Raw genomic sequence first — 23,484 nt, forward strand, 5'->3', positions numbered from 1 at the left:
CCACCTTCCTCTGGACTCGTCTTCCGGAAGCGACGGTTCAGTACACCGTCTCGGGTCGTTCGCTCAGCCCGTCATGGCGAACTGCTCGCAGTGGATGCGGTCTTCGGGCACTCCGGCCTGCAGCAAGGAGAGAGTGGCCGCCGTCGTCATACCTGGCGGCCCGCACAGGAAGACGTCGTGCTCGGCGAGATCGGGCACCAGCGCACGCAACCGGCCCCGTGAGAGTGGGTCGGTGTCCGCGTCGCTCGGTCCGAGCAGATAGTGCAGGGCGGCTCCGCGCCGCTGGGCTATCGACTGCAGCTCTTCCCGCAGGACCAGGAGATCGGGGTTGGACGCACGATAGAGCAGCGTCAGGTCGCCGGGGCCCCCGGGCAGGGTTTCGAACAGGGCCCGCAGCGGAGCGATCCCGACCCCGCCGGCGAGCAGCAGCACCTTGCGGCGCTTTCGCCGGTGTGCGGTGAGCGCGCCGAAGGGGCCCGCGGCCATCACCCGCACGCCCGGCCGGATCCGGCGTACCCGCCGGGAGTGGTCGCCCGCTGCTTTGACGGTGATCCGCAGCTGGTCGTCGCGGACCGGCGCGGACAGCGAGAAGGGCAGCGCGGTGCGCCAGAGCCGTCTGGTGAGGAAGCGCCACCGGAAGAACTGCCCCGACTCCGCCTGTAGTTCATCCAGAAAGCGCCCGGTGAACTCGATCGTGACGATGCCCGGCGCCTCGGCCCGCACCCGGGAGACCCGCAGATCGTGGCGGAGCGCGCGCCGGACCGGCACCACCAGCCGGTACCAGACCAGCAGCACTGCGGCCTGGGCGTGCAGCAGCGACCAGAACCAGACGGCGAACGGCCCCCCGCCCGCCACATCGGGGCCGCCGAGCTGGTGGACGAAGCAGAGCGCGGCGCTGAGGTAGGTGGCCAGGTGTACCGCCCGCCAGCTCTCGTGGCTGATCCGGCGGCGCACCGCGCGGGCCGAAGTGACGCCCACGGCAAGGAGCAGCACAGTGCCGGCGGCAGCGGCCGCCAGTCCGGGGTAGCCGAGCAGCCCCACGCCCGCCGTGATGACATCGATATCCCGGTAGGCGGCGTAGGCGAACAGCGCCAGCACCATGTGCACGGCGATGGAGGTGAACACCAGCCGCCCTCCCCAGGCGTGCCAGCGCGCCAGTTGGTCCGCGCCGACGCCGTGCTCCACGGCTGGGATCCTCGCCATCAGCAGCAGCATGACGACGACTCCGTAGGCCCCGAGCAGCCCCGCGAGATGTGCCCCCGTGGCGAACAGCGCGTCCAGCCGTGCCGACAACTGCGCCTGCGCACCCCACATCAGCGCGACAGCGCCCGCACCCGCCACGATCGCCACGCCGCACGTGTGGGGTGACAGCCGCGGCGGGGCCGTACTGAGCACCGGCTCGATACGGTGGCGGGGGCGCGCTCGTGGCACACGGACAGTCATCCAGGGCTCCTACGGTGGGGGCGATGCACCCACGCTATGCGCCACTGTCTGCTTGAACGCCCAGTTCAGGGCGGTGCCGACCAGCCTTGAGGCACCCTTAAGGAAGAGCTCAGCGGCGATTAACCACAGCTCCGGCCCTGCCGGTGTTCGGGTCCGCCGCTATCCGAACAGGGGGAACCGTTCCGCGTCGGTACCGAGCTGTTCCTTCTCGCCGGCGCTCAGAGGCAGCCGGCCGGTGGCGGCCCGCGCATACTGCTGGTCGCTCCACTCCAGCGGTACGGGACGGCCCAGCAGGCCGTCCAGCGTGGCCCGTACACAGCCCAGAGCATCCTCCGCCGGCGGTGCGGCCGACGGAAGATGCGCCACCAGATCCAGGTGGTGGACGGTGGCCTCAACAGCGAGCGTCGCCATCACATCTCCTGCGGTCAGCACATACCCCTGAGTGGTGACGAACGACCGGGGATCGGCGCGCCCCGCCGCCGTGGTGACAGCGGCGGCCGTCTCCAGGTACAGCCCGCGCAACTGCTCGAACCTCAGAAACATGCCGGCGCACACGCGCGTGTAGCGCCGCCCGTTCGCCGCCCCGATGGTGTCCGGCTGCCAGTCGGCCCAGTAGGTGACGGCGTCCCGGTCCGCCGGGCCCGAAGCGGGCGTGTGCAGAGCCACCAGCCCTCGCTGTGCGTCGGCGAGGCAGTGAAAGACCAGATCCCGCACGGCCCACCCGGCACACCCGCTCGGCAGCCATGACTCCTCGTCCCCGAGCGAGCCCACCACGCTCCCGAACGCCGCGTACGCCGAATTCAGAACACTGACTGGTTCCACTCCGCTCTCCCACCCGTTTCGCGCGACAACAGACTCGCCTCCGTAACAACTATCGCGCGCCGGCGCGGCGACCCCGTGACGGTCCCCCCTCGCGCGAAGTCCGGCAGGCGCGTATGCCGTCGGAGACAACGCCGTCGAAGACGCGATCGGGGAGGTGAGTGGTGCTGTCCGTAAGGGGGCCGTCGCCCGCCGGACGGGGTTCACCCGCGGTCAGGTCGGTGCCGTGCGTGTGCGGCGCCTCCGGCATCGGCGTCGTTGTGGCACACCGTCAGAACATTGCGGCACGCGACGGTCGAGCCGGTGTCCTGACTCCGGACGGATCATGGAAGCCGGGAATCACGACCTACCGAGCGCCGACCGCCCGTCCCGGGCAGGGGCATGCTACCCAGCCGGGCAATGGCCGAAAGAGCCCCCCGTAAGGCGACGGCTCGTGAGCGCCATGTTTGCATATGTTCATGATCGTTAATGCATCGGAAACAGAAGAACCACGAACGTACATAGACCACATCCTGGAGCACTGGCACAAGGACGAGGACACCGAGGCGCTCGTTCAGGGTGAGCAGCGGCTGACCCGGAGAGAGGCTCGGCTGCGGCTGTTCCGACTGGGGCACGCACTGCGCCGCCAGGGGCTCGCGCCCGGCGACGGGGTGGGACTGTTCCTGGCCAACCGGGTGGATTCCGTCCTGGTGCAGCTCGCGGTCCACCTCATCGGCTGCCGCGTGGTGTTCCTGCCGCCCGAGCCGGGGCCCGGCGAGCTCGCCGCGCTGGTCGAGCAGTCCCGGGTGCGCGCCGTGGTCACCGACCCGCTCTTCGCGGACCGGGCCGCCGCTGCCGCCGGCCACAGCGTCCACGCGCCGGCGCTGCTCAGTCTCGGGCCCTGTGCGCAGCGGTGTGCCGATCTGCTGGCGCTGGAGGCCGGGTGCCCTGCGGTGCGCCCCGACCGAGCGCCCGCCCCGGGAGCGGACGAAGCCGTCACCGTCCTCTACACCGGCGGGACCCTGGGCCGTCCAAAACTCGCCGCGCACAGCCACCGGCTCTATGACGCGCTCATTGGCCTGGCGGAGGGCATCCTGCACGACTCCCGGCCGGCGGTTTTCCCGACCACGGACCCGGGCACGGAGCGAGTGCTCGCCGCCACACTGCTCACTCACGGCAGCGGTCATCTCACCGCGGTCCGGGCGCTGGTGACAGGGGCCGTCCTCGCGGTGCTGCCCGAGTTCGAAGCGGGCGCGGCGCTTGCGGTGCTGCGCGAGGAGCGGATCACCGCCACCATGTTCGTACCGCCGATGCTGTATGCGGTTCTCGACCACCCGGCATGTGAGCCGGGGGCCCTCCCCGCACTCCGGCGGATCGCCGTCGGAGGCGCGGCCTCGTCGCCCACCCGGCTGCAGCAGGCGGTCGAGGTCTTCGGGCCCGTGCTCAGCCAGGGCTACGGGCAGTCGGAGGCGCTCGGTATCGCTGCCTTCGGCGCGGAGGATCTCGCATCGGAGGGAGCCCAGCGGCCCGAGCTCTGGCGCAGCTGCGGCCGCGCGATGTCCAACACCGAGATCGAGATCCGTGGTGAGGACAGCGCGGTGGCGCTGCCCACCAGGCAGGTCGGCGAGGTGTGCGTCCGGGGCGAGACGGTGATGCTCGGCTACTACGAAGACCCGGAGCGCACCGCTGAGGCGCTGCATGACGGGTGGCTGCGCACCGGGGACATGGGCTACCTCGACGCCGAGGGGTACCTCTATCTGGTCGACCGGGCCAAGGACATCATCGTCACCGGGAGCACCAGCGACAACGTCTACTCCCGGGTCCTGGAGGACTTCCTGCTCACGCTGCCCGGTGTGCGCAACGCCGCGGCACTGGGCATCCCCGACGAGGAGTACGGGGAGGCCGTACAGATTTTCCTGGCCACGGCCGACGGCACCGACGTCGACCCGGCTGCGGTCGGCGCCTCGGTGACCGCCGAGTTGGGGGAGCTGTACACGCCCCGGAAGACGGTCCTGCTGGATCAGCTGCCGACGACCAAGGTCGGCAAGGTGGACAAGAAGGCGCTGCGCGCCGCGTGGACGAGCGGGGCCCTCGGCGTCACGTCGTAGGCGCCGCTCCTCCCGGCAGGCGCGGACAGCCTGCCGGGAGGGAATGCCGGCGATCCGCCTCAGTGCCGTGAGGCCGGGCGAAGGCCGCGCAACTGTCTTCACCGACACCGAGTACGTCCGGCCCCGGTACTTCGCGCTGTACGGCGTGTGCTCGCGGATGATCCAGGTGTCGTCGTTCTCAAGGGGAACTTCCCCTCGGGCGCGCCACTTGCCGATCCCCCCGAGCCGTCCCCGGTTCACCGGTTTCAGCAGGACCCGGTGAGTACACACCTGCTCCACCGGGTACGCACGACCGGACAGGTCCTCCCTGTCGCCCGGCCGGATCAGCCTCTTCCGACGGCCGTCGGCGTACTTCGGCCTTTCACGCGAGGTTGCCGAACGCGAAGTGCCGTCGGAGCGTGACGAGACGTACTGGACGCCGCCGCCACCGGGGAGTTGGCCGCCGCCGCCGAACAGCACCTGCAGGGCGCCCGGAGCGGCGGTTCCGTCACAGAAGGGAGCGGCGTCCCGCAGTTCCTGGGATGACCGTGCGGACGGTGACGCCGAGGACCCATTGGGCCGTTTGTCACCGTTCCCCCCCGCCGGTACCGCATCCCGTGAGCAGAACACCAACAAGGGCGACCGTGGCGCCACCGGCAGCGCAGAGGCCGTCGGCCCAAGCACGGGAAGCCGCCCGGCCGCAGCTGCTCGCAGCACTCCGCAGCCGGGCGGCCCGTACTCAGCCGGAGCAGGTAAGGCTGGGCATGGCCCAGTCCCCATGGTCGTTGGCGTTGCCGTCCCCTGCGTCGCCCACGACCAGGTCGAGAGTCTGCACGCCGCTCACATCGGCGGTGATCTGCCGCACGGGATCACCTCCCTCGACCGTCTCCGTCGACGCCAGGGTCTTGCCGTCGCCGAGCACGCTGAACGTCATCGTGCCCGAGGCGCCTGCATCGTCGTCGTTACCGACCTTCGAAGTGAACTTCGAGCAGTTGCCGCCGAGGTAGACGGAGATGTCGCTGACCGAGTTGGTGCCCAGGCCCTTGGGGTACACCGTGCCGTCGATGGTCAGAGGCGTGCCGTCGCCGGCATTGACGCCGCCCACCGCTTCATTGCGCTCGACCGGACCCCAGCCGTTCGTCGATGTCAGGAAGTCGATGTCACCTACGTCGGTGACCCCCGTCGGGGGCGGCGGGTCGACCACCTTCACCTCACCGTCCTGACGCAACCACTGTGCCGCTCCGCCCTGGGCGAAGGTGGCGGTGGCAGTGAGCTTCGCGGTCTGCGCCTTGGTGGCGGGCGCGGTCAACTGCCAAGTGGCGACGGCGCTGTGACCGGGCTTGATCGCCCCGAACACCTGCGCCTGGGTGTCGTACACGAAGCCGTCGGGTGTGGCGAGAGTGACGTTCACGCCCTGTGCGGCCTTCGCGTGGGCCGGGACCGACACCTTTGCCGTGACGCTCAGCGACTTGCCGCGCCGGACCGATTTCACCGACGGTGTCACTGCCAGCGAAGCCGAGGGGGCCGCGGCCGGGACGGGCTTGAACGAGAGGTTGTCGAACTGGTCCGTGTCGTACGACGTGAGACCCAGGCCCCCTTGCCCTTCGGAGTAGCTGCTGTCGTGCACCACCCCCACGTCCGTCCCGTCGACCGATGCGGTGATCGCGGAGCCACTGAAGGACAGGCCCAGCCGGTGCCACTTGCCCGTGCCGAGCGCCGTCGTGGAAGATTTGGCCAGCACCGTGTGTTTGCCGTCCGCGTCGCTCTTGAAGACCGTCCACGCACCGGTGTCACTGATCTGGAAGCAGTAGCCCTGCTGGTGCGACTGCGGCCGGTTCTGGGTGCCCGCACGTCCGATCAGCTCGACGGTGCCGGGCTTGGCCAGTTCGACATCGGACTGCATCGAATAGTTCTTCCAGGCCGGATCGCCGACCAGGGTGAACGCGTCACTGTCGTCCTGCCACTCGATGGGCTTCGTCGGGGCCATCTGCTGTACGCACTTGCCCTTCCGTCCGGCCGAACACTTCTGGACCTCGAAGGAGCCCTGCATGTCGGAGAGGTACTTCGCTTCGGTGCCGGCGCCGTCCTGCTCGAACGAGTCCGAGTAGGGCAGTGCGAGGGCATGCGGTCGTGGCGCGGTCGCGGTGCCCTTGCCCTGGCCCGTCGTAGTGGTGACGGTGTAGACGTAACCCGGCTTCATGGTCAGGGAGTAGGAGCCGTCCGATGGCTTGAGATCCTGGGTGTGGACGAGGGACGCCGACGGATCGGGAGAGTTCACGTTGGTGGCCCACACGTGCACAGGGCCGGTCGAGAGGCCGCCCCCGACAGTGAAATCGGCGGTCTGGGACGCGGTGGCCGTGGTGGTTTCCAGCACCGTCGAGTAGTCGCTGCCGTTGGGTGATTTCATCGTGACGTACGTGCCGTTGGACTCCTTGCCACCCAGATAGCCCGAGGCATTGTCGATGAACTTCCAGCCGGGCCGGGTGAACTGTGTGACCTGCGCTGTCGCCCAGGTACTCGCCCCGATGGAGTAGTTGCCGGACCAGGGGGAGCCGGCGGTTGCCAGACCCACGGTGTGGTAGGGCAGGTTGGGATATACGGCGGCGAGGAGCGGCCAGTTGAAGTAGCTGGTCATCTTCGCGTCGATATAGCCTCGAGTGATGGCGCGGATGAGGGCGGGCGCACCGGTGTTCATGTCCTGAGAGCCGCTCTCGCTGTCCCACAGCGGCTTGCCGTTGGCCTTCGCGGCCTCGGTGGTCGAGCAGGTGTCGGCACTGCCCCCGTCACCACCCTCACAGGAGTAGTGCGCGCCGAGGATCGAGACGGCCTTGTCGAATGCCGGGTCCTTCGCCATGTCGTCGGCGGTGCTCCAGCCGCTGTCGTCCGCGACCAGTTGCACTCCCGAGTACCCGTGTGCGTCGAGCGCGGCGCGCAACTGCACGTACCAGTGGGCGTCGTGGCCGCGCTCGTTCCAGCCACCGAGGTATTTGATGTTCAGGTCGTGCTGCTTGGCACAGCCCAGCCACGAGATCAGGTAGTTGATCGTGTCCGTGGACCAGAAGCCACCCTTGATCCAGCCGGGCGCGGCCCATGCCAGCCCGTACAGCCCGATGTCCGGGTTGCGCTTCTTCGCCTGCTCGGCGAGCCAGAACTCGTACCCGGCATCGCAGTTGATCTTTCCCTCGGTGTGCTCGATCGAGGGTTCGGAGCCGTCCGTGGAGTTGGCGTCCCCGCCGATCTCCAGCTTCAGCAGCTGGAGGTTCGCGCCGTACCCGGGCTTGAACATGTAGTCCAGGATCTGGGACTGCTGGGCCGCCGGATAGTCCGTCAGCAGACGCGAGTTACCGCCGCCTCCACTGATCGCACCGATACCGTCGAACGTCCGGCCGCTCCGGCTGCCGTCCACGCCGATCGACGTCGCGGGGGCCGCCTGTGCCGGATGACTGCTCACGGCCAGCAGTGCGGCCAGCAGGGCCAGCACCCAGATGGGGGTAAGTCTGCCTGCGCGGTGCATTGTTGCCACCCTTCAGTGGGGGAGGGACTACTGATGACTGACAACGTTGTCAGACTGCTGCCGCCCGGTCTTCCGGACGAATGAGTCCCTGTCTCTCCATTGCTTTCCCGGGAAACGGCGAGCGGGATGCATGCCACCACACTGGGCATTTGTTGTCCACAGTTCGCACCGGATCACTGCCACGAGGGCCTGGGCGACTGCGAGTCGGGACAGGTGCGGGCCCGATCGTTCAGGTGGGGCGCTCGCTGTCCGCAGCGGCGAGACGCCGGGCCGCGGTCTCCAGCAGCAGATCGAGGCTCTGCGCATAGGCGCTGTGGTCCATCTCCGTCTGAAGCAGCCGCGCTGTCGCCGCGATGTTGGGGTGGGTGGCGGCCGGCAGTACCGCGTAGGTGCGGCGCCAGACCTGCCGCTCCGCCTCCCGCGCCTCCGGCGGCAGGGCGGCGGTGCTCGCGTCCTGCGCCGCGAAGGCGAGACCCGTGTCGACGAAGAGGTGGTAGATCCGTACCGCCTCCTGGTCCGCGAAGCCGCCGCGCCGCAGTACGCCGAGGATCGACTCGACCGCGTGCACCTCGTGCGGCCGCCCGGTGACCCGGTGCGCCGCCAGCGCCGCCGCCTGTGGGTGCTCCTGGTAGGCGGCGTGCATCCGCAGCCCCAGCTCCCGCAGGTCCGCCCGCCAGTCCCCGGTCGGGACCCAGCCCGCGTAGGACTGGCCGATCAGCTCGTCGGCGACAGCCAGCAGCAGTCCGTCCGTGCTGGGGAAGTAGCGGTACAGCGCGCTGGGATCCGAGCCCAGGGCCGCGCCCAGCCGTCGCACCGTGAGCGCCTCGGCGCCGTGCTGCCGGATCAGCCGCAGCGCGGTCTCCACGATCAGCGCCTCCGAGAGCATCGTGCCCTGCTTGGTACGGCGTCGCCGCACCCCTGCGGTGGCCTGCCGCTCACTCCGATCCGTCATGCGCAGACCTTATGTCAACGCCGTTGACCCGGGAAGACCCGGCGCGTTTCCATGTGGCTGCGGCAGGCGAAGGCAGTGGCCGGTGCCGCGGCGGCCGGTGTCTGCCCCGTCGCGGCGTCCGGGTTCACCGATTCTCGGCTGCGCTCGAACAGGTGGGAGCACTTCTCGCCGCACCGGACGCCGCTCCTTGACGGGCAGATGTTGCCCGCCGCGGCACTAGCGAAAGCAGCGGTGGCCCGATGGCAGCAGACCTGAGAAAGTCCCTCGGTGTGGTGGACGGCGTGGTCATCGCCGCGTCCAGCACCGCGGCGACATCGAGTATCGGCATCGGCATGGGGCTGATCGCCGGAGCGGTGGGCCTCCACCTGCCGGTCATCGTGCTGCTGGCCTTCCTGCCGGTCCTGGGTATCGCGGCAGCCTTCTCCCGGCTCAACCGGGTCGAGCCCAACTGCGGCAACAGCTATGTCTGGGTGGGGCGTTCACTCAGTCCATGGCTGGGGTTCCTGTCCGGCTGGGTGAACATCGTCGGTACGGTGGTCTTTCTCGCCTACACCACCACGGTCACCGGCTCGGTGCTGCTCCAGCTCGCCGGTGAGGCCGGGGTGCACTCCCTGGGCGGGATCGGGCTGGATCCGGGCGACACGCTTCAGACCACTCTGATCGGGCTGGTGGTCCTGGCGGGTGTCACCGTCGCCGCGATCACCGGCATCGATGTCGCCGCACGCATCCAGCGCTACCTGCTGGCGTTCGAGTACCTGGTGCTGCTCGGCTTCTGCGGTTACGGGCTCTTCGCCGGCCCCCATCCCTTCAGCTTCGACTGGTTCAACCCCTTCACCATCCCCTCCCTCACGGGTCTGGCCCAGGGCATGGTGCTCGCGGTCTTCTGCTACTGGGGTTTCGACGCGGCGTTCAGTGTCACCGAGGAGGTCCGCGACCCGCGCGACGCCTCGCGGGGCGGGATGATCGCGCTGGTCACCATGCTCGGCCTCTTCATGCTGGGCGGGACGGCGTTCCAACGAGTGCTCTCCCCGGCGCAGTTGGCTGACCACGGCGCCGAGGGGCTGACCTTCTTCGGCAACCGGCTGGCGCACCAGCCGCTGGCGGCGCTGCCGCTGATCGCGCTGACGTTCTCCGCCGTGGCCTCACTGCAGGCCGGTGTCATCCCGACCGTGCGCGGGATGTTCGCCATGGGCCGCGACCGTACCCTGGGCCGGGTCTGGACCCGTATCAGCCCGCGGTACGGCACACCCGCACGCGGCACCCTGCTGGTCGGTGCCATCGCCTCGCTGGTAGCCGTGCTGTCGCTGGTCATCCCCAGGGTCAGCGACCTGATCAGCGCGGCGGTCAATGCCATCGGCATCGTCGTCGCCCTGTACTACGGCCTCACCGCGCTCGCTGCGGCCGTCCGCTTCCGCGGTCTGCTGCGCAGCGCGCCCTGGGAGGGAGTGCGGGCGGTGGTCGCCCCGGCGCTGAGTGCGGCAGTGCTGTTCGCGCTGGGCGGGTACATGTGCTGGGGGTACGCAACGTCCACCGATCACTTCGCGCTCAGCGCCGGCAACGGCTGGTTCGCCCTGATGGTGCCGTTCCTGATGGTCGCCTCCGGTGTACTGGCCGCTGCCTGGGCCAAGTGGGGCCGTAAGTCCTCCTACTTCAGTACGGGCGTGGCCACCGACGCCGACGCCCGTGACCTTCTCGGCCCCGGACCCACAGCCGTCCGGCCCCCGCACAATCCAGGGAGTACCGCATGACCAATCACGCCGACCTCGTCCTCACCGGCGGCCCCGCCTTCACCGCCGGTCCGGCCCGCACCCGTGCCGGCACCGTCGCCGTCCGCGGCGACCGGATCGTCGCCGTGGGCCACGACGAGGTACTCGGTCTGGTCGGGCCGGGGACCGAAGTGGTCGACCTGGCGGGGCGCCTGCTGGTCCCCGGCTTCACCGATGCCCACGTCCACGCCGTCTTCGCGGGTGTGGAACTGGGGGAGTGCGACCTCACCGGCACCACCGACCTGGCGGAGTACCAGCGCCGGATCGCCGCCTATGCCGCGGCCCGTCCCGAGCGGGAGTGGATCACGGGCAGCGGCTGGTCGATGGAGTCCTTCGCCGGCGGCGTTCCCACCAGGCAGCTCATCGACGCCGTGGTGGCCGACCGCCCCGTGCTGCTGTTCAACCGCGACCACCACGGCGCCTGGGCCAACACCCGCGCCCTGGAGCTCGCCGGGATCACCGCCGGAACCCCCGACCCGGCCGACGGCCGGATCGAGCGCGAACCCGACGGCGCCCCCGCCGGGACTCTCCAGGAGGGTGCGACCGGCCTGGTGGCACGCCTTGTCCCGCAGCCGACCGACGCCGAGCACCTCGACGGGCTGCTGCGAGCCCAGAGCGTGCTGCACTCCCTGGGCATCACCGGCTGGCAGGATGCCATCCTCGGTGTGTTCAACGGCCGGCCCGACGTCTCCGACGCGTACCTCACCGCTGCCCGCGACGGCCGCCTGACCGCCCGGGTCAACGGAGCCCTGTGGTGGGACCGTTCGCGCGGCGCCGAGCAGATCCCGGAGCTGGTGGAGCGGCGGGCACGGCTGCGCGCCGGGCGCTTCAGGGCCGGCTCCGTCAAGATCATGCAGGATGGCATCACCGAGAACTTCACCGCCGCCATGACCACCCCCTACCTGGACTCCTGCGGCTGCGCCACCGCCAACAGCGGTCTCAGCTTCGTCGACCCCGCCGAACTGCGGGACCATGTCACCGCGCTGGACGCACTGGACTTCCAGGTCCACTTCCACGCGCTCGGCGACCGCGCCGTCCGTGAGGCGCTGGACGCCGTCGAGGCCGCCCGGACCGCCAACGGCCGCCGGGCCAACCGGCACCACCTCGCCCACCTCCAGGTTGTGCACCCGGACGACCTGCCCCGGTTCGCGCAGCTGGACGCGATCGCCAACCTGCAGCCGCTCTGGGCCGCCCACGAGCCGCAGATGGACGACCTCACCATCCCCTTCCTCGGTGGTGAACTCGCCCAGCGGCAGTACCCGTTCGCCGGTCTGCTGCACGCCGGGGCGACCCTGGCCGCGGGCAGCGACTGGCCGGTGAGCAGCCCGGATCCCATGCAGGGCATCCATGTGGCCGTCAACAGGACCGGCCACGGCGAGGACCGCCCGCCGTTCCTCCCGGAGCAGCGCATCGACCTCGGCACCGCTCTGGCCGCCTACACGGCGGGTTCGGCGCACGTGAACGGCCTGGACGACGGGGGCACCATCCGGGTGGGCGCGCTCGCCGACCTCGTCGTGCTCGACCGCGACCCCTTCGCGGGCCCGCCGGAGGCGATCGGTGACACGGGAGTGGCCCTGACGTACGTCGGCGGCGAATGCGTCCACGCGCGCTGATCCGGGTGCCTCCTCGCGGCTTGTCGTCGGGCGGGTGGGGTCCCACCGGACGGCCCGGTGCCGTGAGGCGGGCGTCCGCCGGGGCAGGACACGGGGAACCGTGTCCTGCCGGTCCTCTCCGGACCCGGCGGAACCGTCTCAGCCTGCCCAGCGGCCCGACAGGAAGGTGAGCGCGAAGACGGTGGTGACGGGCGCCGCGAGGCCCAGCCAGGCCGTCCTGAACCATGGCCGGCGCAGGCTCCATCCGGCCATCGTGATCCACAACGGCCACCACAGGAGGGTGGAGCGGGGGATGGACATGTACCAGTAGGAGGTGCCCAGGGCCCACAGGGTGAGGCCGATGTACAGCAGCTCGGCCCAGCGGCGCTGCCGGACCAGCAGGCCCATGAGGAGGAGTCCGGCGAGCATGGCCAGGAGTTCGGCCTGGAACATGAAGGCGTATCCGGTGGTCTGGGTATGGGCGAAGGCCGCGTGCCAGGTGTTGGCCCAGGCCTCCCACGGCGCGTGGAACGTACGGTTCCAGCCGTGTTCCTCGGCGTGTTTCCAGGCCAGCCAGTCCCCGGTGCGGGCGTGCAGGTAGCCGCTGTGGAGCGCTACGGGTACGGCGGGCAGGAACAGCCAGGGGAGTTGGCGCCAGTGGCGGCCGGTGCGGGCGGTGAGTACGAAGTGCAGGGCGATGGCAGCGGCGAGGAAGAGACCGTTCACCCGGACCGTGGCGGCCAGGGCGGTCAGGGCCGCGGCGAGCGGCCAGTTGTACCGCTGGGCGGCCAGCCAGGCGGGCAGGGCGAGTGCGAGAAAGAGCGCCTCGGTGTAACCGGCGGCGAGGAAGACGGCGCACGGCGAGACCAGCAGGAACAGGACGGCGCGCCGGCCGGCCTCCTGGCCGTGCACCTGAAGCCGGGCGATCCGGGAGAGCGACAGTACGGCGACGGCTCCCGCGACGAAGGAGACCAGCAGGCCGGCCGCGGTCCAGCTCGGAACGGCCGTGTGAACCGCTCGCAGTACGAGCGGGAAGCCGGGCAGAAACGCTTCCCTGTGGTCCAGGCTGCTGTGCGGGAGTACACCCTGGCCCGGGAAGTAACCGTCGCGCGCTATGCGCAGGTAGTAGCCCCAGTCCCACTGCTGGAAGGGAGCGAGAAGGGGGCCCGGGTCGCGGGAGCCGCTGTTGGCGGGGAACAGCCACCGTGCGCAGTAGGCCGTGATCCAGACAGCCAGGCGGGCCACCAGATACAGCCACAGCACGTCACGGTCGGCGGGGCCCAGCCGCAGCCGGAGAGAACGGACGGCGCCCGCGCGCGGAAGCGGGCCGGACCCGGCGCCTCCCGATACGGAGGGCCACGGCTCCCGCGCGCCGGATGACGGCCCGGATTCGGGTATGTGCTCTCGCAGCCCGGACGGCAAGAACGGCATGGTCTCTCTCCTGGGTGTGCGGGGGTGTACCGGCACGACCGGTGACACCTGCGGCTCCTGCGTCTTTCGCTCTCCTGGGGATACGCCTGGCGGGGGACATCCGGCTGACACCCGGCGCCGGGAAAGGAGCGTGATGATCATCACGGAACCGCGCGCCGTGAAACCCCGTCACGGGCAGCGGCCCGCGATCCCCGCGCCCAATCCGGCGCCGGGCCGGCTCCGAATGTCTGCTGTCGGTCCGCAGATGCCGGAGGAACGCCCGTGAGCACGCCCCACCCCCCTGAGTCGCACGGTTGCGAGAGCGATCCGGCCTGTCCGCCGGAGTCCGCGGCGCGGGCACTGGCGCGCCACATCGCGCGGGCCGCCGGGGCCGCCGCGCGCGCCGCCGCCTACGGCGCAGACCAGGCCCGGGACAGCACCGGGCGGACGGCTGCGGATGCCGCGGAGGAGACCGCGAGCTGTACGACGGCAGGCCGGGCGGCGTCCCTCGCGAGGGACACGGCGCAACTGGCCCTGGCCACCGCCGTCAACAACAGGACGTCGCGGCGGGACGAGTTCGCATCGACCGCCAAGGACGCGGCGCATGCGGCGCAGACGGCTGTGGACTGCGACCCGGACGGCCTGCACACGGTCGCGAACATCGTGGCGGACGGGTACGAGGCGCTGGCCCGCGACGCGCTCGGCGGCCACCGGGTCCGGCTCCCGACGCGGGAGGAGGAGGCGGCCATCCACCGGGGCGAGGGCGAGCCGTACGACGCGGTCTACGTCCACCCGGAGGACTCGGCCTCGTACACCGCGGATACCCGGGTCCGCCAGCCGAAGAACGGGCGGTCCTACTGCCCTCGGCCGTTCCTGCTCTCCGCCGATGCCAAGCTGGCATCTCCGACAGGTGAGCTGTTCGCCCCCGGCGTCGGCCCGCACTGGCGGATCGCGTGGCGGCCCCTCTTCACCTGAGTACGCGATGGTGCCGGGCGCCCGTGCGCCGCCGTGCCCGGTTCTCCGGTCCGGGGCGGGTCAGGCTGCCGCGTAGTGGTGGGCGCGCGCGCCCCGCCACTTCACCCATGCCTCGTCGTCGAGAAGCGTGTCGGCGTCCAGCAGTCCGGCCCGCCGCAGGAACTCGACGACGTCCTCGTCGTCATGGGCCAGTCCCGCGATCTCACCTTGGATCGTGACCCGGCGTCCTCCGGTGGGGGAGGGCGGGTGCACCACTATCGGCGTGCTGTCCATGCCTCCAGGGTGCGTCCGGCCGGCTGTTCCAGCACGCCGGGAGGGCGGCGCGCCCCGCCCTGGCCGGAGGCGGCAGCGTGCCGGGCCCGGCACGTAGAGGTCCAGGCCCGCCCGCCCGTTGCGGGGCGCTCGCACTCCGGTCCCGCACCCCGGCGATCTTGGCCCATCGGGGTGACCCGGGTAGGTGCGGTGGCGCTGTCGGGGCGCCTTCGCCGACGAGTCGGCCTAGCGTGAGGTACCCCCTCCCGCGACCTCATGGAGTACGCCGTGACGACACCTGCCCCCGCCGATCTGGCCGGTACGTACGCGCTCGACCCGGCGCACACCCGGATCGGGTTCGTGGCCAGGCACGCGATGATCACCAAGGTCCGGGGCTCGTTCGGCGCGTTCGAGGGCACGGCACTGCTGAACGGCGCGGATCCCTCCGCCTCCGGTGTCTCGGTCACGATCAAGACCGAGAGCATCGACACCGGCAATGAGCAGCGCGACGGCCACCTGCGGACGAACGACTTTCTCGACGCCCCCACCTACCCGCAGATCACCTTCGTCTCGACCCGGGTCGAGCAGCTGGACGGCACCCACTTCCGGCTGACCGGCGACCTGACGATCAAGGACACCAGCAAGCCGATCAGTATCGACTTCGAGTACACGGGCGCCGCCCAGGACCCCTTCGGCAACCATCGGGTGGGCTTCGAGGGCGAGGTCGCCATCAGCCGCAAGGAGTACGGCATGACGTGGAACGCGGCTCTGGAAGGCGGCGGAGTCCTCGTCGGGGACAAGGTGGTGCTGGAATTCGACGTCTCGGCGATCAAGCAGGGCTGAGCAGCACAGAGGCGCCCGGCCGCTCCAGCACGGGGCCGGGCGGCACCGGGCAGGAGCTGGGCGGACCGGCTGAGGCACGGGCGGGAGCAGGGGGAGGTGGGCACGTATGAGGTCGCTGCGCTTTCCGTACTCGCTCGAGCAGTCGGGACGGTATCCGAAGGCGCTCATGGCGGTGCCGTTCGCCTTGATCATCGCTGTCGTGGTGGTGGCTCTCCTCACGCCGCCGGCCGTGCATCTCGGTCCTTTCCTGGTGGCGGCCCCCGCGATGACGGCGTCCTTCGCCGGTCCCCGTATGACAGCACTCGTCGGTGCGCTCGCGATCGCGACGGAAGCGTTCGTCGCCACCACGCGGACCAGCATCACCGACCTCAACCACACGTATCAGCTCGCGGCGCTCTTCCTGATCTCTGTCTTCGTCACCTTCTTCGCCCATCTGCGAGTACGGCACGAAGACGAGATGACCCACCTCCGCTGGGTGGCCCGCGCGGTGCAGCAAGTGGTGATGCGCCCACTGCCGGAACGGAGCGGGCCCCTTCGTATCGCGTCCGTGTACCTCGCCGCCGAGGAGGAGGCGCAGCTCGGCGGCGACCTGTACGCGGTCGCCCGTACACCGGGCAAAACCCGCGTGATCATCGGTGACGTCCGGGGCAAGGGACTCGATGCGATCGGCGAGGCGGCCGGCGTCCTCGGAGTCTTCCGGGCGCTGGCTCACCAGGACCGGGAACTGTCCGAAGCCGTGGGCCTGCTGGAGGCGGGTGTCGCGGCCGACCGGAGCGACGCCGGGGAATCGCGGGGGGACGGCGAGGACAGTGGGGAGGCCTTCGTCACCGCAGCCGTGCTCGACATCCCCGACGCCGCCCAGGAACTCCACCTGGTCAGCTGTGGACACCCGCAGCCGCTGGTCCTGCGCGCGGGCCGGGTGCACACGCTCGCTGTGCGCGAACCCGCGCCACCCCTGGGCCTCGGCCATCTGCTCCGCAGCACGTTCGCGGCGGAGACATTCACCTTCGGCGCCGGTGACGTCCTGCTGCTGTACACCGACGGTGTGATCGAGGCCCGGGACTCCGCGGGCCGGTTCTACCCGCTGTCCGACCGGATCGCGTCCTGGGGCACGCAAGGCCCGGAGGCGCTGCTCGAACGGCTCCGCGCGGACCTCCTGCGTCACGCGGGCGGCCGCCTGGGGGACGACGCTGCCATGGTCGCCGTCGAACGGCTCCCGGCGGCGGACTGAAGCGATCCGGGCGTTCCCTGCCCTTTCCTGCGGCTGGGGTGCCCAGAGAGGCGCCCGGAGGGCTTGGTCCAGACCTATTGACCGCAGGTCTGGACCACTTTAGATTGTCAGGTACTCGACATTCGTGCTCTGTCAACTCGCCGCGCCAGGAAGGGACACGACATGATCGGTCGGAGAGTTCGTCTTCTGGGGGTCGGCCTCGCTACGGCTGCCGTGGTGCAGATGCTGGTCGCCGCCGCGCCCGGCAGCGCACCGGCCGCCGACACCTGCGCGGTCAAGTCGAAACCGGCTGGCAAGGTTCTCCAGGGGTACTGGGAGAACTGGGACGGGGCCGCCAACGGTGTGCATCCGCCGCTCGGCTGGATCCCGATCACCGACGCGCGTATCCCGGCGCACGGCTACAACGTGATCAACGCGGCCTTTCCGGTCATCCGTTCCGACGGAACCGCCCTGTGGGAGGACGGGATGGACTCGACCGTGAAGGTCCCGACCCCGGCCGAGATGTGCCAGGCAAAGGCTTCGGGCCTCACCACGCTGATGTCCATCGGCGGTGCGACCGCGGGCATCGACCTCAGCTCCACCGCGGTCGCCGACCGGTTCGTGAACACCGTGGTGCCCCTTCTGCAGAAGTACAACTTCGACGGCATCGACATCGACATCGAGACCGGGCTCACCGGCAGCGGCAACATCAACCAGCTCTCGGCGTCCCAGTCCAACCTCATCCGCATCATCGACGGCGTACTCGCCCGGATGCCGTCGAACTTCGGTCTGACGATGGCGCCGGAGACGGCGTACGTCACCGGTGGCAGTGTCACCTACGGTTCGATCTGGGGTGCCTACCTGCCCATCGTCAAGAAGTACGTGGACAACGGCCGGCTCTGGTGGCTGAACATGCAGTACTACAACGGCAGTATGTACGGCTGCTCGGGCGACTCCTACTCCGCCGGGACCGTCGCGGGCTTCACCGCACAGACGGACTGCCTGAACAAGGGGCTCGTCGTCCAGGGCACCACGGTCAAGGTCCCCTACGACAAGCAGGTTCCGGGGCTGCCCGCGCAGCCGGGCGCGGGCGGCGGGTATCTGCCGACCGGCCAGGTCGCGCAGGCGTGGAACACGTACGGCGGCGGCCTCAAGGGGCTCATGGACTGGTCGCTCAACTGGGACGGCGCCAAGAACTGGACGTTCGGCGACAACGTCCGCTCCCTCCAAGGGCGTTGAAGCTCCAGCCCTGACACCCCCACGGCGTCCGCTGCGGTCCTTCCACCGCGGCGGACGGCCGGGGTTCGCCGCCGGGCGGCTCGCGTGGTGCAATCACCTTCCCCCGCCTCCTGCCGCGAAAGACCCGACGTGCTCCCTGTGTTCCGCCGCGCCGCCCATGCCCTCGCTCCGGCGCTGATGGTCCTCCTCGCCGGGTGCTCGTCCGGCGAACCCGCTGAAGGCTCCACCCCGGCCGCCACCGCTTCAGCGCACGGCGGGGTCCGGGGGCCCGCGGCCCGGTTGCCCTTCGACTACCAGCTGGGCGGGGCGTACCGGCCGCCGGCCGGGGTACGTGCGGTATCCCGCGACCGCACCGCGGCCCCGGTACCGGGGCTGTACAACATCTGTTACGTCAACGCCTTCCAGTCGCAGCCCGGTGACGCGGTCGGCTGGTGGCGAAAGCACCACCCGGACCTGCTGCTGCACGACGGCGAGGGCAGGCCGGTCGTCGACGAGGACTGGCACGAGCCCCTCCTCGACATCTCCGGCGCGGCCGAGCGCAAGGCGCTCGCGGACATCGTCGGCCGCTGGATCGACGGCTGCGCCGACGCCGGGTTCGACGCGGTGGAGCCCGACAACCTGGACTCGTACGAGCGCTCGCACCATCTGCTGACCGCCGACGACGCCGCCGACTTCGCCCGGCTGCTGGCCGAGCGGGCCCACCGGCGGGGACTCGCCATCGCGCAGAAGAACACCACCGACCTGCTGGGCGAACGCGACTACATCGGCTTCGACTTCGCCGTGGTCGAGGAGTGCGGCAGCTTCCAGGAGTGCGGCGAGTTCGCCACCGCCTACCGGGGCAGGGCCTTCGACATCGAGTACGGCGCCAAGGCCTTCGACCGGGCCTGCCGCTCCTGGGGCGGCAAACTGTCGGTCACACTGCGCGACCGCGATGTGACCCCGGCCGGGGAGCGGGGCCACGTGTACCGGCGCTGCGATTCCTCCGTCTGACGGGGGCGCTGCCGGTGCGGGCACGGTGCGAGGACCCCTGAGACGACCGGACCGGTGCCGGAAATGCTCAGGTCTCCCACGGCGCCGGGCGGGCGGCCGCTTCCTCTCCTTGGGAGTGCCCGCCCGCGGCCGGATGCGTGCGGTCCGCTGCCGCCGGGGGCGGGGCCCTGTCGAGAGGGGGCCGCTCAGGAGATATCTTGATGTCGAGCAATGTTGCAGACGTGGAGCGGAGCACCCGGTGACTGACTCGACCATCATCTATACACATACCGACGAGGCCCCGGCCCTGGCGACGTATTCGTTCCTGCCGGTGATCCAGGCGTATGCCTCGACGGCCGGTGTGACCGTGGAGAGCCGTGACATCTCTCTCGCGGGGCGGATCATCGCCAGTTTCCCCGAGCGTCTTGACGAGAGCCGACGGGTCGAGGACGCACTCGCCGAGCTCGGTGAGCTGGCCAAGACGCCCGGCGCGAACATCATCAAGCTGCCGAACATCTCGGCGTCCATCCCCCAGCTGAAGGCCGCCGTCGCGGAGCTGCAGAAGCTCGGCTACGCCCTTCCCGACTACCCGGACGACCCGCAGACCGACGAGGACAAGGACGTCCGCGCCCGGTACGACAAGGTCAAGGGAAGCGCCGTGAACCCGGTGCTGCGCGAGGGCAACTCGGACCGCCGCGCCCCGGCGTCGGTGAAGAACTACGCCAAGGCCCACCCGCACCGGATGGGTGCCTGGTCGTCCGACTCCAGGACGAACGTCGCCCACATGGACGGCGACGACTTCCGCTCCACGGAGAAGTCCGCCGTCATCGGCGAGGCCGGATCGCTCCGTATCGAGCTGGCGGGGGACGACGGCAGCACCACCGTCCTGCGCGAGTCGGTGCCCGTGCTGGCCGGCGAGGTCGTCGACGCCTCGGTGATGCGGGTGGCGGCGCTCCGTGAGTTCTTCACGGCGCAGATCGCCCGCGCCAAGGCCGAGGGCGTGCTGTTCTCGGTGCACCTCAAGGCCACGATGATGAAGGTCTCCGACCCGATCATCTTCGGCCACGTGGTGCGCGCCTTCTTCCCGAAGACCTTCGCCGAGCACGGTGCGGCGCTCGCCGCCGCCGGGCTCACCCCGAACGACGGTCTCGGCGGGATCCTCAAGGGCCTGGAGGCACTGCCCGAGGGCGCGAAGATCAAGGAGTCCTTCGAGGCCGAGCTGGCCGAGGGACCCGCCCTTGCGATGGTCGACTCCGACCGAGGCATCACCAACCTGCACGTACCGAGCGACGTCATCGTCGACGCGTCCATGCCGGCCATGATCCGCACCTCCGGCCACATGTGGGGCCCGGACGGCGGCGAGGCCGACACCCTGGCGACCATCCCGGACAGCAGCTACGCGGACATCTACCAGGTCGTCATCGACGACTGCCGCGCCAACGGCGCCTACGACCCGTCGACGATGGGCTCCGTGCCCAACGTCGGGCTGATGGCGCAGAAGGCCGAGGAGTACGGCAGCCACGACAAGACCTTCGAGATCCCCGTCACCGGCACCGTGCGGGTCGTCGACGGCCAGGGCAATGCCGTGCTCGAGCACGCTGTCAGCGCCGGTGACATCTGGCGCATGTGCCAGACCAAGGACCTGCCGATCCAGGACTGGGTCAAGCTCGCCGTCACCCGCGCCCGCGCGACCGGCTCCCCGGCCGTGTTCTGGCTCGACGAGGGGCGCGCGCACGATGCCGCCCTGATCGAGAAGGTCAAGGCGTACCTCCCCGAGCACGACACCGACGGTCTGCAGATCGAGATCATGACGCCGGCGGACGCCATCGCGTTCTCGCTGGAGCGGATCCGCCGCGGCGAGGACACCATCTCCGTCACCGGCAACGTGCTGCGCGACTACCTGACCGACCTGTTCCCGATCCTTGAGCTGGGCACGAGCGCGAAGATGCTCTCCGTCGTCCCGCTCATGAACGGTGGCGGTCTGTTCGAGACGGGTGCCGGCGGTTCGGCTCCCAAGCACGTCCAGCAGCTCGTCAAGGAGAACTACCTGCGCTGGGACAGCCTGGGCGAGTTCCTCGCTCTCGCGGTCAGCTTCGAGCACCTCGCGCAGACGACGGGCAACGCGCGCGCCCAGGTCCTCGCGGACACGCTCGACCGTGCGACCGGCACGTTCCTCAACGAGGACAAGTCCCCGAGCCGCAAGCTGGGTGGCATCGACAACCGCGGCAGCCACTTCTACCTGGCGCTCTACTGGGCCCAGGAGCTCGCCGCGCAGACCGACGACGCCCAGCTCGCCGAGGCGTTCTCGGCCCTCGCCAAGACACTCGGCGAGCAGGAGCAGACCATCGTCGGCGAGCTGATCGCGGTCCAGGGCTCGCCCGCCGACATCGGCAGCTACTACCAGCCCGACGCGGAGAAGGCCGCGGCCGTCATGCGCCCGTCGGCCACCTTCAACCAGGCCATCGCCACGCTCGGCTGAAGTCCGGCGACCGGCAGCCGCAACGGCAGCCGGTCGCCGCAGCGCACCCTGGCCGCCCCGGCCGGCGTCCCGCCGGCCGGGGCGGCTGCGTGTGCGCTGGACCTGCCGCCGGCCGGGCGGACGCCCCGCCAAACCCCGCCGCTGACCTACGCCGGATGCCGCGGACGGCCGTGCGTGGTTCCATGAGAGATGTCAGTGCTTGATGCTGCCGCTGCATCCGCCGAGCGGGTGCAACGGGGTTGCACATCAGGCTGATCCCACGACTTTCAGGGCGGCGTGCGGCTGTCCGGCCGGACCGGTGTGAGCCGGCCGCCCTCACGGACGCGCGCTGCGAAACCGCCCCGCGTCCCCCCGGGAACACTGGGCGGCGGTCCTGAAAGGAGATGCGGTATGTCCACAGCCATTCTCACCGTGTTCAGACAACTGATCCGTCTGGTGACGGACTCGGCCAGGGCAGTCGGCCGCCACGTCGCCCGGCGCTTCGAAACCGGGCGCTCCCCCGCGGAACACAGCCGGCGTCCCCGCCCCGCCGACCTGCTGGCCGGACGGATCGAGCAGGCGGAGTACCAGGCTGACCAGGAACGTCTGGCGCTGGCCGACGCGTCCGCCCACCCCCTCCGAGTGCCGCCGCTGCCGAAGCGGTGACCCGCGGTCGCCGCGGTGGCGAGCGCGCCTGCGGTACGCGACCGGGCGCGCGGTTGCTGAGAGCGACGCACCCGCAGTACGCCGGTCATCCGCCGGGCCCGCTTCACGGACCGGTCCCCGCACTGCGCAACTCCCGCTGCTCCGCACTGTCCTGACCTGGTGGTCTCGCTCTCCATCCGGTCCGCAACCCCCTGCTACCGTCTGCCGAAGCCCGGTCACCCGAGGACCGGGCACCGACGGAGAGGGGTGGCGCGGTGGCCACGACAGGCGCTGAGCGGGCATTCATAGGGTCGTTCACGTCAGCGGGGGGACCTGGTCTCGTCGCCGCTTCGGTGGACGCGGCGGGGGCGCTGACCGTGCTCGGCGCGGTGGACACCGTACCCAACCCCTCGTTCCTCGCTCCGGCCCCCGGAGGCTCGGTCCTCTACGCCGTATCCGAGACCGGCGAAGGGGCCGCGGCGGCCTTCGACACCGCGGGACCACTGCCGCGCCTGATCGGGGCACCGGTCGATGTGTCCGGCTCCGCGCCCACCCACCTCGTCCTCACCGGCGGGCACCTCCTCACCGCCAACTACACGTCGGGGAGTGTCAGCGTGCTGCCCGTACGCGCCGCGGACGGCGCTCTGGAAGCCCCTGTGTCCGTGCTCCGGCACGAGGGCCGGGGGCCTCATCCGGAGCGCCAGCAGGGCCCGCACGCCCACCAGGTGAAGCAGGACCCCACGGGGCGCTGGGTGCTGAGTGTCGACCTCGGTACCGACTCCGTGCGGGTCTGCGCGCTGGACGCCGTCACGGGCGCACTGACGGTGCACGGAGAGACCGCGCTGCCGCCCGGAAGCGGGCCCCGCCACCTGGCGTTCCACCCGGAGGGGAGGCACGTCTACGTCCTGAACGAGCTGGAGCCCACCCTCACGGTCCTCCGGTGGGACGCGGCGGCCGGCACCCTGGAGCCGGCCGGCCGGACCGCGCTGCTGCCCGAGGGCACGGTGGGGGAGAGCCATGCGTCGGGGGTGGCCGTCGCGCACGACGGACGGTTCGTCTGGGCGGCGAACCGCGGGCAGGACAGCATCTCGGTCCTCGCGCTGGACGTGAGCCCGGAGAAGCCCGTCCTGGTCACCACCGTGGACTGCGGCGGCCGGTGGCCGCGCGACCTCGCCCTGGACCCGGCGGGCCGGCGGCTGTACGCGGCCAACGAGCACTCGGGGGATGTGACCTGGTTCGACATCGATCCGCGTACGGGTGTTCCGAGCCGCTCCGGCTCCGTCGAGGTGGCCGCCGCCTCGTGCGTGGTGTTCGCCTGACGGCCCCGACGC

17 protein-coding genes are annotated in these 23,484 nt (G+C 70.6%); 11 read left to right on the forward strand and 6 right to left on the reverse strand.

Annotation, left to right across the window (positions count from 1 at the left end):
• Window positions 1-63: 63 nt before the first annotated feature.
• Both OG584_RS31550 and OG584_RS31555 read right to left on the reverse strand, forming a co-directional pair.
• A complete protein-coding gene (locus OG584_RS31550) occupies window positions 64-1,443 on the reverse strand; it encodes a ferric reductase-like transmembrane domain-containing protein (protein WP_405782912.1) in 1,380 nt (459 codons plus the stop codon).
• Window positions 1,444-1,602: 159 nt separating this feature from the next.
• Complete coding sequence (locus OG584_RS31555; RefSeq protein WP_405782914.1) at window positions 1,603-2,265, reverse strand: maleylpyruvate isomerase N-terminal domain-containing protein; 663 nt, start codon at window positions 2,263-2,265, stop codon at window positions 1,603-1,605.
• Between the two features lie 455 nt (window positions 2,266-2,720).
• On the opposite strand from OG584_RS31555, the gene OG584_RS31560 reads away from it, so the two are divergent.
• Window positions 2,721-4,349 (forward strand): class I adenylate-forming enzyme family protein, encoded by a 1,629-nt coding sequence (locus tag OG584_RS31560; protein ID WP_405782916.1) that lies wholly within the window; start codon window positions 2,721-2,723, stop codon window positions 4,347-4,349.
• Between the two features lie 718 nt (window positions 4,350-5,067).
• Here OG584_RS31560 and OG584_RS31565 read toward each other — a convergent pair.
• Together OG584_RS31565 and OG584_RS31570 are read right to left on the reverse strand one after the other, a co-directional pair.
• Window positions 5,068-7,842 carry an NPCBM/NEW2 domain-containing protein gene (locus OG584_RS31565; RefSeq protein WP_405782918.1) on the reverse strand — a complete coding sequence of 925 codons (2,775 nt, stop codon included), beginning with the start codon at window positions 7,840-7,842 and terminating at the stop codon, window positions 5,068-5,070.
• A gap of 229 nt (window positions 7,843-8,071) precedes the next feature.
• Window positions 8,072-8,794 carry a TetR/AcrR family transcriptional regulator gene (locus tag OG584_RS31570; RefSeq protein WP_405782920.1) on the reverse strand — a complete coding sequence of 241 codons (723 nt, stop codon included), beginning with the start codon at window positions 8,792-8,794 and terminating at the stop codon, window positions 8,072-8,074.
• 239 nt (window positions 8,795-9,033) lie between these two features.
• On the opposite strand from OG584_RS31570, the gene OG584_RS31575 reads away from it, so the two are divergent.
• The gene (locus tag OG584_RS31575) at window positions 9,034-10,542 is read left to right on the forward strand and encodes an APC family permease (RefSeq protein ID WP_405782922.1); all 1,509 of its coding nucleotides are present in this window, start codon (window positions 9,034-9,036) and stop codon (window positions 10,540-10,542) included.
• A complete protein-coding gene (locus OG584_RS31580; protein WP_405782924.1) occupies window positions 10,539-12,173 on the forward strand; it encodes an amidohydrolase in 1,635 nt (544 codons plus the stop codon). Before OG584_RS31575 ends, OG584_RS31580 begins: the two co-directional genes overlap by 4 nt.
• Window positions 12,174-12,311: 138 nt before the next feature.
• Here OG584_RS31580 and OG584_RS31585 read toward each other — a convergent pair whose 3' ends face one another.
• Window positions 12,312-13,583: a mannosyltransferase family protein gene (locus OG584_RS31585; RefSeq protein ID WP_405782926.1), complete on the reverse strand. Its 1,272-nt coding sequence runs from the start codon at window positions 13,581-13,583 to the stop codon at window positions 12,312-12,314.
• A gap of 261 nt (window positions 13,584-13,844) precedes the next feature.
• On the opposite strand from OG584_RS31585, the gene OG584_RS31590 reads away from it, so the two are divergent.
• Window positions 13,845-14,537: a hypothetical protein gene (locus OG584_RS31590; RefSeq protein ID WP_405782928.1), complete on the forward strand. Its 693-nt coding sequence runs from the start codon at window positions 13,845-13,847 to the stop codon at window positions 14,535-14,537.
• Window positions 14,538-14,597: 60 nt separating this feature from the next.
• Here the strand turns inward: OG584_RS31590 and OG584_RS31595 are convergent, their stop codons facing one another.
• A complete protein-coding gene (locus tag OG584_RS31595; protein ID WP_405782930.1) occupies window positions 14,598-14,810 on the reverse strand; it encodes a hypothetical protein in 213 nt (70 codons plus the stop codon).
• 255 nt (window positions 14,811-15,065) lie between these two features.
• Here OG584_RS31595 and OG584_RS31600 point away from each other — a divergent pair, with 255 nt between their 5' ends.
• The 7 genes from OG584_RS31600 to OG584_RS31630 all read left to right on the forward strand — a co-directional run bounded on the left by OG584_RS31600 (window position 15,066) and on the right by OG584_RS31630 (window position 23,472).
• A complete protein-coding gene (locus tag OG584_RS31600; protein WP_405782932.1) occupies window positions 15,066-15,632 on the forward strand; it encodes a YceI family protein in 567 nt (188 codons plus the stop codon).
• A gap of 106 nt (window positions 15,633-15,738) precedes the next feature.
• Window positions 15,739-16,863 (forward strand): PP2C family protein-serine/threonine phosphatase, encoded by a 1,125-nt coding sequence (locus OG584_RS31605; protein WP_405782934.1) that lies wholly within the window; start codon window positions 15,739-15,741, stop codon window positions 16,861-16,863.
• 162 nt (window positions 16,864-17,025) lie between these two features.
• On the forward strand, window positions 17,026-18,081 hold the full coding sequence (locus OG584_RS31610) for a chitinase (protein ID WP_405782936.1): 1,056 nt from the start codon (window positions 17,026-17,028) through the stop codon (window positions 18,079-18,081).
• 177 nt (window positions 18,082-18,258) lie between these two features.
• Window positions 18,259-19,071 carry an endo alpha-1,4 polygalactosaminidase gene (locus OG584_RS31615; RefSeq protein WP_405784385.1) on the forward strand — a complete coding sequence of 271 codons (813 nt, stop codon included), beginning with the start codon at window positions 18,259-18,261 and terminating at the stop codon, window positions 19,069-19,071.
• A 238-nt stretch (window positions 19,072-19,309) separates the two neighbouring features.
• Window positions 19,310-21,529 carry an NADP-dependent isocitrate dehydrogenase gene (locus tag OG584_RS31620; RefSeq protein WP_405782938.1) on the forward strand — a complete coding sequence of 740 codons (2,220 nt, stop codon included), beginning with the start codon at window positions 19,310-19,312 and terminating at the stop codon, window positions 21,527-21,529.
• Between the two features lie 390 nt (window positions 21,530-21,919).
• Window positions 21,920-22,174, forward strand: a complete 255-nt coding sequence (locus OG584_RS31625; protein ID WP_405782940.1) for a hypothetical protein — start codon at window positions 21,920-21,922, stop codon at window positions 22,172-22,174.
• A gap of 254 nt (window positions 22,175-22,428) precedes the next feature.
• The gene (locus OG584_RS31630) at window positions 22,429-23,472 is read left to right on the forward strand and encodes a lactonase family protein (protein WP_405782941.1); all 1,044 of its coding nucleotides are present in this window, start codon (window positions 22,429-22,431) and stop codon (window positions 23,470-23,472) included.
• Window positions 23,473-23,484: the final 12 nt, after the last annotated feature.

The sequence above is a fragment of the Streptomyces sp. NBC_00859 genome (genome assembly GCF_045161865.1).
Classification (GTDB): domain Bacteria; phylum Actinomycetota; class Actinomycetes; order Streptomycetales; family Streptomycetaceae; genus Streptomyces.